The following is a 15,574-nucleotide window of genomic DNA, read 5'->3' as shown; positions in this document are numbered from 1 at the left end:
CGGCTTTCAGTTAGTTATTGAAGCTATCTATCTTTCAAAAGACTTTAAAAAATCTTCGAATTTTTTTTCTAAAGCATCAAATCCAGTTGAGAAATAAGCGCTCATTTCAACTTCGGTATTGTCGTTGAATTTTAGGAAAAGTACCTCGTCGTAATATTGAACAAGGGTTCCAGTTGTGTTACCATTCCAATTCCAATATCCACCATTGATGCTATTGTCTTTAACCCAAACAGAATAATTAGTATAGCTAGATCCTTTTTCAGATTTCTGAATCACATCAGCAATTTTTGTTCCGTCTTTTTTAGATACTAAAATCAATTTGGTATTTTTGTTTTGAGAATTTGCTATTGCTTCAGAATAGGCTTTGTTGTACTCGTTGATTTTAGTATAGTAGGTGCTAGTATTATAATTAGGCTCTGTTAAAACTTTTTCTAAAGCAGCTTCGTCATTTGCTAATCCAGTAATGTCAATGTCAGCAACAATAACAAAATTGTCCATAATCTCAACAAGTCCATTCGCTTTTCCTCTGTAAGAAACTAATACATTGTCTCCTAATAATGCATCAATTTGTGCAGTACTACCAGCAGTGAATTTTACCAGATTCTTGTCTTTGTATGTGAACAGTGATTCAGCTGAGTTCGGATCTCCCTTTTTACCGCTAATTTCATAAGTATAACCGTCATTTAAAACCATTTTAAAACTAGAATCATCTGGAGTTTCTTTGCCATTTGAATATTTAGCTTTAGTTACAAAAGTCGCAGCTTGTACTTTGTCAATAGTCAAAGTAGCGTCAACAGATGTTGGCAAGTAAAACTCATCATTTACTGTAGTTCCTGTTTGCCAGTTGTAAGAATCTTCAAGTTTCACTTTTATATCAGATGAAACAGCTGTGGATGATAAAGTAGCATTGTTTACTGTTTGCGTTGCTTTTGCAGGGAAAACAAACTTTAACTCAGTAGTTGAAGCTGTTTTAACCCAAGTATTGTCTGTGTTGTTCCATGTATAAATACCATAAACACCAGAGACGTTAAGGATGTCTGCTATTTCATTATCATTTTTACCATTAAAAATATCAACTGAATTAACATCTAATAAATTCCCTAAATTTTGAATTGCTTCAACAGCTCCAGAAGTTTTAGATTTATCCATTTCAACTAACATTGCATTTGCTTCCGCTTCAAGTTTTACCTTTTGTTCTGCTGGAGTTAATTTAGAATAAGGCTGTTTTATCAAATTTGCAATTTGCTCACTTAGGTTTTCTGAAGTTACCGCTGTGTCTTCAGAGTTGTCACTACTACATGAAGTGGTAAGTTGAGCGACAATAAGACCCAATAAAAGGAATTTTTTAATCATTTTTTTTTATTTAAAGATTGTTGCTATTAATGTTATTTAACAAGTTTTGTTTAATCAAAATAACCCTGCAAAATTAGGTGATTAATAATGGTTTACAATACCCACTTTTAGTGATATTTATATGAATTACTTGAAGTACTATTATCGTCTAATGCAATTTCATTTCTTATCTTTGTCTCTCAACTTTATTAAAATTCCAATATGTTATATTCAAAAATAGAAGGTTCAGGAAAACCACTTTTAATTCTTCATGGATTTCTGGGGATGTCAGACAATTGGAAAACACTTGGCGTGCAATTTGCAACCGAGGGATTCGAAGTTCATATGTTAGACCTTCGCAATCACGGACGAAGTTTACATTCTGAGGAGTTTAGTTATGAATTGATGGCTCAAGATATTCTAGACTATTGCAAAGGCCATAATATAACAAATGTCGATATGATAGGACATTCCATGGGCGGGAAAACGGCGATGCTTTTTGCAACCTTGCATCCAGAAATGGTAGACAAACTTATTATCGCCGATATAGGACCTAAATTTTATCCGCAACACCATCAATCTATATTGGGAGGTTTGAATGCAGTCGATTTTGCTAAAAAACCAAGCCGATCTGAAGTAGAACATACGCTTTCAGAATATATTACTGACTTTGGTACCAGACAATTTTTAATGAAAAGCTTGTATTGGCAAGAGCCAGGACAATTGGCTTTCCGTTTTAACCTCGCGGTTTTTAATAAAAAAATGGAGGAGATAGGGTTGGCGTTGCCGGCAACTTCCGTTTTTGAGAAACCAACGCTTTTTATCCGTGGCGGAAATTCCAATTATATTTCAGATAGTGATGTTGAAAATATAAGAGCGCATTTTCCAAAAGCAACGGTAGAAACAATCCCAAATGCAGGGCATTGGCTTCATGCAGAAAATCCTGCCTTGTTTCATGAGTTAGCAATTTCTTTTTTTTAAGGAAATTTAAATAATTTAAAAAAAGTAGTACTTTTAATGAAAATTTAAAATAGAAATAATGAAATTAATCATCAGAATTCTTATTACATCGGCTTTGGTTCTTATTATATCTCATTTAATGACAGGGGTACACGTAGATAATTTTACAACATCTCTAATAGTTGCGGTTGTTTTAGGACTATTAAATGTATTTATCAAACCTCTTTTAGTAATTCTAACGCTACCTATCACATTTATAACCTTGGGCTTATTCTTATTAGTCATCAATGCACTTATCATTATTTTGTGTGATAATATAGTTGGAGGATTTAGTGTAGATACTTTTTTTACTGCATTGTTGTTTAGTGTTATTCTATCTGTTTCTCAGTCGCTTATGTACGCTATTTTTGGTGATACTAAATAAAGCGATTTATATAATAATGATTAGTAAAACTATATTAACATTAAATTTTGATTGCAATTAATATAGTTTTACTAATTTTGTCCTAATTACAGGAAAATGAAAAAATTTCACATTTTACTAATCGTTTTGTTTGGCTTCGTTATGATGCCAAATACAACTTTTGCGTGTGGAAATTCAGATAGTGGTTCTTGTACCATGGAAATGTCTTCTAAGAACAAAACCAAAGATTGTTGCAGTGAGGATTCTCAATCTAAAAACAACAAGCATAACGGTTGTAATGGAAAATGTGGAAAGGCTTTATGTAGCACTCCTTCCGTAAATACAGCAATACCCTCGGCTTTTCAATTTGAAATGCAGAGTGCTAATTTTAATTTTTCAGCTGAAAAGCAAAAATTTTATCAAACGATATCCTTCACTTCTGCAGGATATTCTTCACTTTGGCTTATTCCTAAAATAGGCTAAATTCTTTAATGACAGCCAATAGTGTGTCAAATTCGAAGCAAATATTGCTTTAAATCATTTATTTATCGGCTATTACCAAATCTGTGAATCAAAGCTTTAATGCTATTGTTTACCCATTGGTCTAGCGTATTCACTTCTAATTTATTTATTATATGAACTCAATTAAAACAGGATTGATGGCAATAGCTCTATTGTTATCAGTCACAGCAGTTACTGCGCAAATTAAAAACACTAAAACTGAAACCGTAAAAATATATGGAAACTGCGGTATGTGCGAATCAAAAATAGAAAAAGCAGGAACGCAAAAGAACATCACCTCGGTAGATTGGGATAAGGACTCTAAAATGGCTACACTTACTTATGATTCCTTAAAAACGACTAGGGAAGAAATTTTAAAACGTATTGCTGCGGTAGGTTATGACAGCGAGAAATTCCATGCTACAGAAGCTGCCTACAATGCACTTCCTGGCTGTTGCCAGTATGACAGGGCAGAAGCTACCAAAGAGGAAAAATAAAACACTGTTGATAAAAAATAAGACAGTAGTAGCACAACAAAATTAAAAGTAAAATAATAAAAATAAATCAAAATGAAAAATATATCTAAATTAAGTGTCCTTGTTTTAATGGTTGCATTCGCGTCTTGTAAGGATGCTAAAATAGAAAATGGAGCCGAAACAACTACTATGGAAAGTAATGAAAGTCACGCTGAAGGGCAATTGTATTCCTGTCCAATGCATCCTGAAGTTACTGGAAAACAAGGTGAGGAATGTTCTAAATGCGGTATGGAATTAACGGAACCAGTAACTAATAGTGAAGTGGTTGAAGAAGTAACAGAAATGGATGTTACAAAAAGTAAAGCGGCATTTTCAATCGATATGATTTTAAATGATTACTTAAAATTGAAAAATGCTTTGGCCAGTGATGACGGGGCATTAGCTACTGCATCAAGTAAAGCTTTAGAAACAACTTTACAAAAAACGACATCTGACAAAATTGAAGCTGATTTAATTACTCAATACAATACTATTGTTAATGCTGCAAAACAACATACGGCAGCAATTACAGAGAATGCAGGTAAAATTGCTGCACAAAGAAATGCGTTTGCCTTATTAAGTACAGACATGCATAACTTTATTAAAATGTTTAATACAGATAAAAAACTGTATCAAGACTATTGCCCAATGTACAATCAAGGTAAAAATGGTTACTGGATAAGTGAAATTAAAGACATAAAAAATCCATATTACGGAGCTGAAATGTTGACTTGTGGAGGAATAACAAAAGAATTTTAACAAGCACTTTCAAGCTTTAAATGAAAAACATTTTCATTAATTAAGTTATTATGGTCGAAAAACTAATATCATTTTCCTTGAAAAATCGAGCGATTGTATTGCTCGTTTCCGCCTGCTTATTTGGTTGGGGGATTTATAGTGTGCAGCAAAATCCCATCGATGCCATTCCTGATTTATCAGAAAATCAGGTTATTGTTTTCACGGAGTGGATGGGCAGAAGTCCGCAGGTAATTGAAGATCAGGTAACCTATCCTTTGGTTTCCAATTTACAGGGAATTCCAAAAATCAAGAATATTCGTGCTTCTTCCATGTTTGGAATGAGTTTTATCTACATCATTTTTGAAGATAACGTAGATCCTTATTGGGCAAGAACCCGAGTGCTGGAACGATTAAATTATGCACAACGATTGTTGCCGCAAAATGTAGTTCCCACTTTAGGGCCTGATGGTACCGGAGTAGGACATATATTTTGGTATCATTTGGAAACCAATGGAATGGATTTAGGTGAGCAAAGAGCGCTGCAGGATTGGTATGTGAAATTTGCTTTACAAACAGTTCCGGGTGTAGCTGAGGTCGCTTCCTTTGGAGGTTTTGAAAAACAATATCAATTGGTTTTAGATCCTTTGAAAATGCAGTACTATAATGTTAGCATGATGGAAGTGATGAAAGCCGTAAAGACAAGCAATAATGATGTTGGAGGGCGGAAATTTGAAATGAGCAACATGGCTTATATCGTTAGAGGACTTGGCTACATAAAAAACAGCAAAGATGTGGAAGAAATTGCCATCAAAAATTATAATTCCGTTCCAGTAAGGGTAAAAGATATCGGTTCCGTTCAAATGGGCGGAGATTTACGTCTCGGGATTTTTGATGCAAATGGAGAAGGTGAAGTAGTGGGAGGAATTGTGGTAATGCGTTACGGCGAAAATGCTGATAAGGTTATCAAAGCAGTAAAACTGAAAATGAAAGAAGTCGAAAAAGGATTGCCGGAAGGGGTCTCCTTCAAAACGTCTTATGACAGAAGCGAACTAATTGAGAAGGCGATTGAATCAGTTAAAGGAACTTTAATCGAAGAAATGATTGCGGTGTCAATAGTGATTCTTCTTTTTCTTTTTCATTGGAGAAGTGCAGTGATTATTCTGATACAGTTACCAATATCTGTTGCTATAGGATTTATTTTGCTCCAAGCTTTTGGGATTTCATCCAATATTATGTCGCTCACGGGGATAGCCTTAGCTATTGGTGTTGTGGTTGATGATGGAATAGTTATGGTCGAAAATGCCTATAGAACCATCTCTGAGAAACAAGAAGAAATGGATAATAATCAATAATCAACCGATGAAAAAGTTATTTAAAAATATATTTAAAAAAGAACACGATCCATTGTCGGCTGATGAACGAATGAAGTTAATTGAATCTTCCTCTAAGCTCGTTGGACCTGGAGTTTTTTATTCGACACTTATTGTGATTGCTTCTTTTTTGCCTGTTTTTCTGCTAACGGGAATGGAAGGGAAATTATTCAGTCCATTGGCTTGGACAAAATCATTTATACTGATCGTAGATGCGTTTTTAGCCATTACGCTTACTCCGGTTTTGATTAGTTACTTGCTAAAGGGAAAATTACGTCCAGAGAATAAAAATCCAATCAATAGAAAACTGGAAAGTTGGTATACTCCAATTCTCGTTTTTTGTTTAAAATGGAGAAAAAGTGTTTTGGTGGTAAACTGCATTGCTTTAGTAATAGGAGGGTTGATGTTTACGCAGCTCGGCTCCGAGTTTATGCCTCCTTTAGATGAAGGTTCGATTTTGTTTATGCCTGTAACCTTACCCGATGTTTCTAATTCTGAAGTGAAAAGAATATTACAGGTTCAGGACAAAATAATAAAATCAATTCCCGAGGTCACTCATGTTTTGGGAAAAGCGGGAAGAGCCAATACGGCAACGGACAATAGTCCTATAAGTATGATTGAAACGATTATTTTGCTTAAACCTCATAACGAATGGAGAGCGGGTAAAACGAAAAGTGATATCATCGATGAAATAAATAATAAACTGCAAATACCTGGGGTAACCAATGGTTTTACACAGCCTATTATTAATCGAATAAATATGCTTTCGACGGGAATCAGAACAGACGTTGGGGTGAAAATTTATGGAGCTAGTTTGGATACCATAGAAGCTTTGGCACAAAAAATTAAAAAGACATTAGAAGGAACCGAAGGAGTGAAAGATTTGTATGCCGAACCAATAACCGGTGGGAAGTATATCGACATTGAAGCAAAGCGAGAAGCAATTGGTAGATACGGTCTGACGATTGATGATGTGAACAATGTTGTTGAAGCGGCAATTGGAGGAATGACATTGACGACCACTATCGAAGGCAGACAACGCTTTTCTGTGAATGCGAGATATGCGCAGGAATACAGAAATAGTATTGAGTCCTTAAAAAAATTGCAGGTGCAAACTATGGAATACGGACCAATACCATTAGATGCTGTTGCTGATATAAAAATAAGTGATGGGCCTCCAATGATAAACAGCGAAAACGCCATGCTTCGTGGGAGTGTTTTGTTTAATGTTCGGGAGCGCGATTTAGGAAGTACGGTAGAGGAAGCACAAGATAAACTCAATACCATGATGACGAAATTGCCAAAAGGCTATTATGTCGAATGGAGTGGACAATGGGAAAATCAAATCAGAGCCAACAAAACATTATCACTGATATTGCCTATCGTTGTTCTTATCATATTCCTGATTTTGTATTTCACCTATAACTCGATGAAGGAAGCTTTGATAACGATGATAACGGTTCCTTTTGCTTTAATAGGCGGGATTTTTATGGTTTATTTTTATGGAATTAATTTATCCGTTGCCGTGGCAGTAGGTTTCATCGCACTGTTTGGGATGGCGATAGAAACGGCCATGATAATGACTATTTACCTGAATGAGGCCATGAATAAAATGGTTGCAAAATATGGTAATAGCAGTGAGGCAATCACTACGGATATTTTAAGAGAATACATTATTGATGGTTCGGCAAAAAGACTGAGACCAAAATTAATGACGGTATCAGTTTCTCTATTTGGATTAGTACCCATTCTTTGGGCGACTGGAACGGGCGCTGATGTGATGATTCCCATTACAGTTCCGCTTATTGGAGGAACAATCACCTCTGTCATATATGTATTATTAGTAACCCCTATTGTTTTTGAAATGACAAAACAACGTGAATTAAAGACAAAGGGAAAAATAGATCTTATCGATGCGACACATTAAATATTACATCATAATCAGTTGTTTGCTGTTAAACGCCGCTTCTGCAGTAGCGCAAACACTTTCGTTGGATGCTGTTTTGACCACCGTTAAAACGAATAATCCGCAATTAAAAATGTACGATGCCGATATAGAGAGCATGGATGCAGCGGCAAAAGGGGCACGCAGTTGGATGGCACCTCAAGTGAACACGGGCTTGTTTATGACTCCTTATAACACTAAAATGTGGAAGGGAGACGAAATGAATCCTGGTATGGGGGCTTATATGATAGGTGTTACTCAAATGATTCCAAATGCTTCAAGGCTAAAAGCCGATTCTAATTACATGAATGCCATGTCTTCAGTTGAGGTAGAAAATAAAAATTATACCGTGAATCAGTTGAATGCGTTGGTAAAAACGAATTATTACCAATGGATTGTATTGGATAAAAAAATAAAAATAGCCAATGACAATTTATTGCTTTTAGAGTACATGATCAAAAGCATGGAGATACGCTATCAATATAACATGGACAAATTGCCTACTTATTATAAGGCAAAGTCACAATATAGCGCTTTAGAAAGTATGGTCGTAATGCTGCAAAATGAGATTTCGCAAAAGAAAATTACGCTGAATACTTTGATGGCAAGAGACAAAAATACTGTTTTTGAAATCGATCCTGATTTTACTTTAAAGGAGTATAATTTTATGAAATTGGATACGGTATCGCTTTCTGAAAACCGAAGCGATGTCAGAGCTATTGAAAAAACAATTGCTTTAAATCAGTTGAAAATAGAAACCGAGAAAGCAAAATTGTTGCCCGAGTTTGGAGTAAAATATGATCACATGTTTGCTTTTGGGAATCGTCCGCAACAATTTTCCTTGATGGGAATGATTACAATTCCCATGCCTTGGTCATCAAAAATGAATAAGGCTAACATCAACAGTTTTAAACTAAAAAACGAAAGTTTAGATTGGCAAAAGCAAATGATTCTCAACGAAGCAACAGGAATGATTTCAGGGATGCAAGCGGAGCTGACCAACTTAAAGAGACAATATGAAATTGCCGATAAAAGTATCATTCCGGCCTTGCGAAGAAATTATGACACTTCAATTATAGCTTGGCAAAACAATACAGGAGATCTATTTGTGGTGTTGGATGCCTGGGAAGCATTGAATATGGCACAAATAGAAAAGTTAGACAAGTTGCAGGCCATATTGAGCACTCAGGTAGAAATTGAAAAACAACTGGAAACGAAATAATTATGAATAAATACATAAAATATAGTTTGCTGGCTATTGCGGTTTTAGTGGTTGGATTTGGAGTCTATTATGGCGTAAATAAATTCAATAGTCAAGCAGATCACGAGCATCAGGCGGAGGTATATACTTGTTCGATGCATCCTGAAATTATTAGGGACGAGCCTGGAAAATGCCCAATTTGCGGAATGACGTTGATTAAAAAAGTAACTGAAGCGCAACCGACGGAAAGCCAATCGATTGACCATCTATTACGGCCAACGGATAGCTTCGTGGTGGGAGACTTTCAAACTACAACAGCAAAAGACACCGCTATTAGTAGTGAAATAAAGCTGCCTGGAATTGTAGCTTATGATCCTAATTCATCGGTAAATATTGCAGCAAGGATAAGTGGCCGAATCGAAAAAATGTATGTGAATTATAAATACCAAAAAGTAAATAAGGGACAAAGACTTTTTGATTTGTATAGTCCGGAATTATTGACAGCACAGCAAAATTTTATTTATTTAATTACCAATGATGCTGAAAACACATCCATTATAAAGGCTTCGAAACAGAAATTACTGCTTTATGGAATGACTTTAAATCAGATTAATTCTTTGGCTGTAGCCAAAAGAACAAATCCAGTGATCACTATTTATAGTCCTACTAATGGAATAGTTCAAGGAACAGAAAGTATGACGACTGCTGCCGAAGGATCTATGCAAAACAGTACCGCCACAACAACTTCTTTAACATTGAAGGAAGGGGATTATATTAAACAGAATGAAGTGGTCTTTAAATTAGTAAATACCGATAAAGTATGGGGTGTTTTCAATGTGATGCAAGGACAAGGTAGTTTGATAAAAATCAATCAACCCATTCGGTTTTCATCAGAATTAGATGAAAATGATTTTATAAATGCCAAAGTTAATTTTATAGAAACTCAGTTCAGCGAAACCGATAAGACAAATAGGGTTCGAGTGTATTTAAATAATAGCAGTCTGAAATTCCCGATTGGCTTGAGACTTCAAGGTATTGTCGAAACAAATCCTATACAAGGAATTTGGGTTCGTAAGCAAGCATTAGTTAGCATCGGTAGTAAAAAAGTGGTTTTTATTAAAATGGAGAATGGTTTTAAAGCAAAAGAAATAAAAACAGGAATTGAAATCAATGATTTTGTTCAGGTCATCGAAGGGCTGTCTGTAAAAGATGCAATTGCTGACAATGCACAATATTTAATGGACAGCGAAAGCTTTATAAAAACAGAATAATCATGCAAAAGATAAAGAAATTCAGTTTGCTATTAGTGGCATTTGTTGTCTTAATGGGCTGTAACGATAAGAACAAGGAAGATCATAGCGCCCATCAGGACGTGGAAAGTACGTATTACACCTGTTCTATGGATCCCCAAATAAAAGAGGATAAGCCTGGGAAGTGTCCTATTTGCCATATGGAATTAACCCCAATGAAAAAGGATAATTCTGCCTCTAATGAAATTGCCCTTAGTGACCAGCAAATAAAATTGGGAAACATAACGACCCAAAATATAGAAGAAAGCAATAGTAGTCTGGAAGAAAACTATACAGGAGTTTTAACAATTAATCAGGAACAAATCAAAACTATTTCAGCAAGAGCGATGGGGCGAATTGAGAAATTATACTTTAAAACCGAAGGTGATTATGTTAAAAAAAATCAAGCCATTTATCAATTATACAGCGAAGATATAGCCATTGCTAAACAAGATTATTTTGCAGCATCTAAACAATTGACTATGCCTGGTGATTTTGGCAAAAACGCCAAAAACATGCTGCAAGCTGCAAAGCAAAAATTGTTGTTCTATGGTTTGTCTAATGCGCAAATTGAGAGTATTAAGGGCAATTCCCAAATTTCGCCATACACTACTTTTTATAGTACATATAGCGGATATATTTCGGAGATAGCGGCTACAGAAGGTAGTTATATCATGGAAGGCGGCGCAATAATTAAGTTGGCTGCTTTAAGTACGCTTTGGCTTGAAACGCAAGTAAACGTGAACTATGCAAAATCATTGAAAATTGGACAAAGCGCTACAGTTTCTTTTACTGATTATCCTGCTAAAGAGATAAAAGCTAAAATTTCATTTATTAATCCGGAGATTAATCCAGATTCCAGATTGCTATTAATTCGAATGGAAATTGCCAACGCGAATTTATTTTTAAAACCGGGAATGCAAGCCGTGGCTAAATTAGCTCAATCTAATAAGAAAGGATTATTTATTCCAACAGATGCTGTGATTAGGGATGAAAATGCGACGTATATCTGGGTTGAAAAAAGTCATGGTATTTTTGAAAACGTGATGGTTGAAACCGGGGTGGAAGTCAATGGAATGATCGAAATCAAGTCGGATTTAGATAGTACGAAGAAAGTCGTTGTTAGCGGTGCTTATGCCATTAACAGTGAGTATATATTCCGCAAAGGAAGTGATCCCATGGCGGGGATGAAGATGTAATGTGTAATAAACTGTTTATTAATAGGTTAAAATGTTAAAAAAAGCTAACTTAGTTCTGTTATGATGGGCTTTAAAAGCATTTTTGATAATAAAATAATTATAAAAAGGACGTTACCCGAAAGTTAAATTGATTAACGATCAAAAACTCTAATTAAAATAGAATCATGGAAGAAAATAACACACACTTAAAAACTAATCCTTATGTAAAATTTGCCTTAATAATGGCGGTTTCATTTGTCGTTATGTATTTAGTTATGTTTTTAAATGTTGCTGAATTCAGTCACATCTATAATAGTATAACTCGCTTTTACATGACTACTTTAATGATTGCAGCAATGGCAATTACAATGTTACTATTAATGTGGAAAATGTATCCAAACAATAAAGTCAATATAATGATAATAGTCTTTGCCGCTACTACATTTCTAGGAACACTTTTTCTATTAAGGACACAAACCTTTATTGGAGATATACAATATATGAAAGCGATGATTCCTCATCATTCATCAGCCATTATGACTAGTAGTAATGTAGATTTTAAAGATCCAGAAGCTAAAAAATTAGCTGAAGATATAATTGCGGCTCAAGAAAGAGAAATTAAGCAAATGAATGAAATGATTATTCGTCTCGAAAGCAAAAAATAATAAAGTGAAAATTTATATAAAAAACATGGTTTGTGGCCGTTGCGAAATGGCGGTGTCGGCAGAGTTGGAAAAAATGGAGCTTTCTATTATTGCAATGCAATTAGGGGAAGTAGAAATTGCAACTGATTTGGACGAAAGTCAAATGCAGCTGTTATCAAAAAACCTGAGCTTGCTTGGTTTTGAATTGTTAGATGATAAGGAAAATAAGACTGTCGAAAGGATTAAAAATTTAATAATCGATTTAGTACATTATAAAAAGGAGCAACTGAAAAGTAATTTGTCAAATTATTTAGCCACTGATTTAAGGCAGGATTACAGTATTTTGAGTAAGCTTTTTTCAGAAAAAGAAGGAGCAACAATTGAGCATTATTTTATTGCACAAAAAATTGAACGGGCAAAAGAACTATTAATCTATAATGAAATGACGTTAAGTGAAATTGCATTTCAGCTGAATTATAGTAACGTAGCGCATTTAAGCAATCAATTCAAAAAAACTACTGGTTTTACCCCGACCCATTTCAAGCAATTGAAAGATAAAATGAGAAAACAGATTGATGGATTATAAATTATACAAAGCATACCCAGAATTGTGTAACACAATAAAGTAGTCTCATACGGATATTTGTAATGTTAATTTAAAACTGTAAAGAAATGAAACATACCTATACCATTACCGGAATGAGTTGCGATGGTTGTCGCGGCAAAGTGGAGAAAACACTGAATGCTATTGAAGGGGTTGAGTCTGTTGTTTCGTTGGAGCCGGCAGTGGCCACAATCACAATGGAAAAACACATTCCTACTTCACAGTTGCAGGAAGCTTTAGCTGCTGCAGGGAATTATACAATAGAAATGAGCAAGCCGGTGGTTGCTGCAGAAAAAACTACAGAGGAACCAGCTGCGAAATCTTGCTGCGGTACTCCAAAAAATCAACAAGACAAAGACAGTCACCAACATCATAAAGACGTAGCTGGCATATCCGAGAATGCGGTAGGGAAATATTATTGTCCTATGCATTGCGAAGGGGAAAAAGTATATGACAAAGCGGGAGATTGTCCCGTTTGCGGAATGCATTTTTTAAAAGAACCTGAATTGAGTTCAACCAATGCTGCAGCTGATGAAAAAGTGGAAGAGCCAGTAGCGAAATCGTGCTGTGGTACTCAATCACATGAACATGAAAAAGGCGGTCATCAACATCATAAAGAGGAAACAAGCATTCCTTCTAATGCGGCAGGAAAATATTATTGTCCCATGCATTGCGAAGGCGATAAAGTATATGACCAAGCGGGAGATTGTCCTGTTTGTGGAATGGATTTAGTAAAAGCACCCGATTTACTTCCGACGAAAACAATGTTTACTTGTCCCATGCATCCTGAAATAATCCAGGAAGGTCCGGGTTCTTGTCCGATATGCGGAATGGATTTGGTACCTATGGAGCCTAGCGAAAGCGAAGACAACAAGACGTATCTTGACTTAGTGCGTAAAATGAAAATAGCCGTTGTTTTTACGCTGCCTATTTTTATAATTGCAATGTCAGATATGATACCCAATAATCCGCTACAAAAAATAATGGACACCTCGAGTTGGAATTGGGTGCAGTTTGCCTTGTCGCTTCCGGTCGTTTTTTATGCTGCCTGGATGTTTTTTGTACGTGCCTGGAAGTCGGTTATTACATGGAACTTAAATATGTTTACCCTGATCGGAATTGGTTCTGGGGTTGCTTTTCTATTTAGCCTATTTGGCTTGTTCTTTCCAGAACTTTTTCCAAATGAATTTAAAACAGCAAGCGGAACGGTACATTTGTATTTTGAGGCAACAACGGTGATACTAACCTTGGTTTTGCTAGGTCAGTTGTTAGAGGCCAAAGCGCATAGCAGAACCAGTGGTGCCATAAAAGAATTATTGAAATTAGCGCCCACGGTGGCTACTTTGGTCATTGATGGAAGCGATAAGGTGATTTCTGTTCATGATATCAAAAAGGATGATTTGCTTCGGGTGAAACCAGGTGAAAAAATTCCTGTTGACGGAAAAATTACCGAAGGGGAAACTACTATCGATGAATCTATGATTTCGGGGGAACCCATTCCTGTAGATAAAAAAGCAGACGATTCTGTTATTGCAGGAACAATTAACGGCAACAAATCTTTTGTTATGGTTGCTGAAAAAATTGGTTCAGAAACCTTGCTTTCGCAAATTGTGCAAATGGTAAATTCAGCCAGCCGTTCGAGAGCGCCGATACAAAAACTGGCCGACAGAATTGCGAAGTATTTTGTGCCAATAGTAGTGGCCGTTTCAGTAATCACCTTTTTTGTTTGGGCAAAATTTGGCCCCGAGCCAGCAATCGTTTACGGATTCATAAATGCTATTGCTGTTTTGATTATCGCTTGTCCTTGTGCTTTGGGATTAGCAACACCCATGTCAGTTATGGTAGGAGTGGGTAAAGGAGCGCAATCGGGGGTTTTGATAAAAAATGCGGAAGCCTTAGAAAATATGAATAAGGTAAATGTTCTAATTACCGATAAAACAGGAACGATCACCGAGGGTAAGCCATCTGTAGAAAAAGTGTTTTCGACTGAAAATGAAGAGGAAGATTTGTTGCAAATGATTGCTTCGTTGAATCAATATAGCGAACATCCTTTGGCGGAAGCCGTAGTCAATTTTGCGAAAGCTAAAAAGGTAACTTTATTAGAAGCGAAAGATTTTGAATCCTTTACCGGAAAAGGAGTGGTTGGAACCGTAAATGGTAAAAAAGTCGCACTTGGAAATTCAAAATTAATGGAGCAAAATAATTCGAAAACTACAGATGATTTAGCCGCTAAAATAATAGCCGAACAGAAACTAGGAAAAACAGTGTCTTATATTTCGGTTGACAATCAGGTTTTGGGTTATGTAACGATAACGGATGCGATTAAAAGCACGAGTGTGGCTGCAATTAAGGAATTAATGAGTCAAGGAGTCGAAGTGATTATGCTTACTGGTGACAATGAGAACACCGCAAAAGCAGTTGCTGACGAATTGCATTTGAGTTCGTTTATAGCAGGTTGTCTGCCGGAGGATAAATTAAAGGAGATCAAAAGGTTGCAAGACCAAGGCAAAATTGTAGCTATGGCAGGAGACGGAATTAATGATGCACCGGCATTGGCACAAGCCGATATTGGAATTGCGATGGGTACCGGAACTGATGTAGCAATAGAAAGCGCCAAAATAACTTTGGTCAAAGGAGATTTGCAAGGGATTGTCAAGGCTAAAGAACTGAGCCATGCTGTGATGAAAAACATCAATCAAAATTTATTTTTTGCGTTCTTTTATAATGTACTTGGAATCCCAATCGCAGCAGGGGTTTTATATCCTTTTTTCGGTCTTTTGCTTTCGCCAATGATTGCTGCACTTGCGATGAGCTTTAGTTCGGTTTCTGTTATTGCAAATGCACTGCGACTGCGAAATTTGAAACTGTAATACACTAAGGTGCATTTTTAATAT

General features: G+C 35.9%; 14 protein-coding genes. 13 read left to right on the top strand and 1 reads right to left on the bottom strand.

The features are described 5' to 3' along the window. Positions 1–27 precede the first annotated feature (27 nt). Positions 28–1,353 (bottom strand): hypothetical protein, encoded by a 1,326-nt coding sequence (locus BMW63_RS04715; RefSeq protein WP_074721724.1) that lies wholly within the window; start codon positions 1,351–1,353, stop codon positions 28–30. 201 nt (positions 1,354–1,554) lie between these two features. On the opposite strand from BMW63_RS04715, the gene BMW63_RS04710 reads away from it, so the two are divergent. The 13 genes from BMW63_RS04710 (at position 1,555) to BMW63_RS04650 (ending at position 15,550) form a co-directional block, all read left to right on the top strand. After that, positions 1,555–2,313, top strand: a complete 759-nt coding sequence (locus BMW63_RS04710) for an alpha/beta fold hydrolase (RefSeq protein WP_074721722.1) — start codon at positions 1,555–1,557, stop codon at positions 2,311–2,313. A gap of 58 nt (positions 2,314–2,371) precedes the next feature. After that, positions 2,372–2,716, top strand: coding sequence for a phage holin family protein (locus BMW63_RS04705; protein WP_074721720.1), 345 nt, complete (start codon positions 2,372–2,374; stop codon positions 2,714–2,716). A 96-nt stretch (positions 2,717–2,812) separates the two neighbouring features. Next, positions 2,813–3,178, top strand: a complete 366-nt coding sequence (locus BMW63_RS04700; protein WP_074721718.1) for a hypothetical protein — start codon at positions 2,813–2,815, stop codon at positions 3,176–3,178. 152 nt (positions 3,179–3,330) lie between these two features. Next, a complete protein-coding gene (locus tag BMW63_RS04695) occupies positions 3,331–3,693 on the top strand; it encodes a heavy-metal-associated domain-containing protein (RefSeq protein WP_074721716.1) in 363 nt (120 codons plus the stop codon). 72 nt (positions 3,694–3,765) lie between these two features. Beyond that, positions 3,766–4,470 carry a DUF3347 domain-containing protein gene (locus tag BMW63_RS04690; RefSeq protein ID WP_245744859.1) on the top strand — a complete coding sequence of 235 codons (705 nt, stop codon included), beginning with the start codon at positions 3,766–3,768 and terminating at the stop codon, positions 4,468–4,470. 50 nt (positions 4,471–4,520) lie between these two features. Continuing rightward, complete coding sequence (locus BMW63_RS18530; RefSeq protein ID WP_074721714.1) at positions 4,521–5,801, top strand: efflux RND transporter permease subunit; 1,281 nt, start codon at positions 4,521–4,523, stop codon at positions 5,799–5,801. 7 nt (positions 5,802–5,808) lie between these two features. Further along, positions 5,809–7,746 carry an efflux RND transporter permease subunit gene (locus BMW63_RS18525; RefSeq protein WP_074722070.1) on the top strand — a complete coding sequence of 646 codons (1,938 nt, stop codon included), beginning with the start codon at positions 5,809–5,811 and terminating at the stop codon, positions 7,744–7,746. Next, on the top strand, positions 7,733–8,986 hold the full coding sequence (locus tag BMW63_RS04675; protein ID WP_074721712.1) for a TolC family protein: 1,254 nt from the start codon (positions 7,733–7,735) through the stop codon (positions 8,984–8,986). Before BMW63_RS18525 ends, BMW63_RS04675 begins: the two co-directional genes overlap by 14 nt. Before the next feature lie 2 nt (positions 8,987–8,988). Beyond that, entirely contained in the window at positions 8,989–10,236 is a 1,248-nt protein-coding gene (locus BMW63_RS04670) for a heavy metal-binding domain-containing protein (protein WP_074721710.1), read from the top strand. A 2-nt stretch (positions 10,237–10,238) separates the two neighbouring features. After that, positions 10,239–11,453: an efflux RND transporter periplasmic adaptor subunit gene (locus tag BMW63_RS04665; protein ID WP_074721708.1), complete on the top strand. Its 1,215-nt coding sequence runs from the start codon at positions 10,239–10,241 to the stop codon at positions 11,451–11,453. 164 nt (positions 11,454–11,617) lie between these two features. After that, positions 11,618–12,097, top strand: a complete 480-nt coding sequence (locus BMW63_RS04660) for a DUF305 domain-containing protein (protein WP_074721706.1) — start codon at positions 11,618–11,620, stop codon at positions 12,095–12,097. A 46-nt stretch (positions 12,098–12,143) separates the two neighbouring features. Continuing rightward, on the top strand, positions 12,144–12,662 hold the full coding sequence (locus BMW63_RS04655; protein WP_083380348.1) for a helix-turn-helix domain-containing protein: 519 nt from the start codon (positions 12,144–12,146) through the stop codon (positions 12,660–12,662). Between the two features lie 86 nt (positions 12,663–12,748). Then, entirely contained in the window at positions 12,749–15,550 is a 2,802-nt protein-coding gene (locus tag BMW63_RS04650) for a heavy metal translocating P-type ATPase (RefSeq protein ID WP_074721702.1), read from the top strand. Positions 15,551–15,574 lie beyond the last annotated feature (24 nt).

Origin of the sequence: Flavobacterium frigoris (assembly GCF_900111075.1) — a bacterium.
GTDB lineage: Bacteria > Bacteroidota > Bacteroidia > Flavobacteriales > Flavobacteriaceae > Flavobacterium > Flavobacterium frigoris.
Note: the sequence above shows the minus strand (reverse complement) of the source record. Positions and strands in the feature narration are given on the sequence as shown.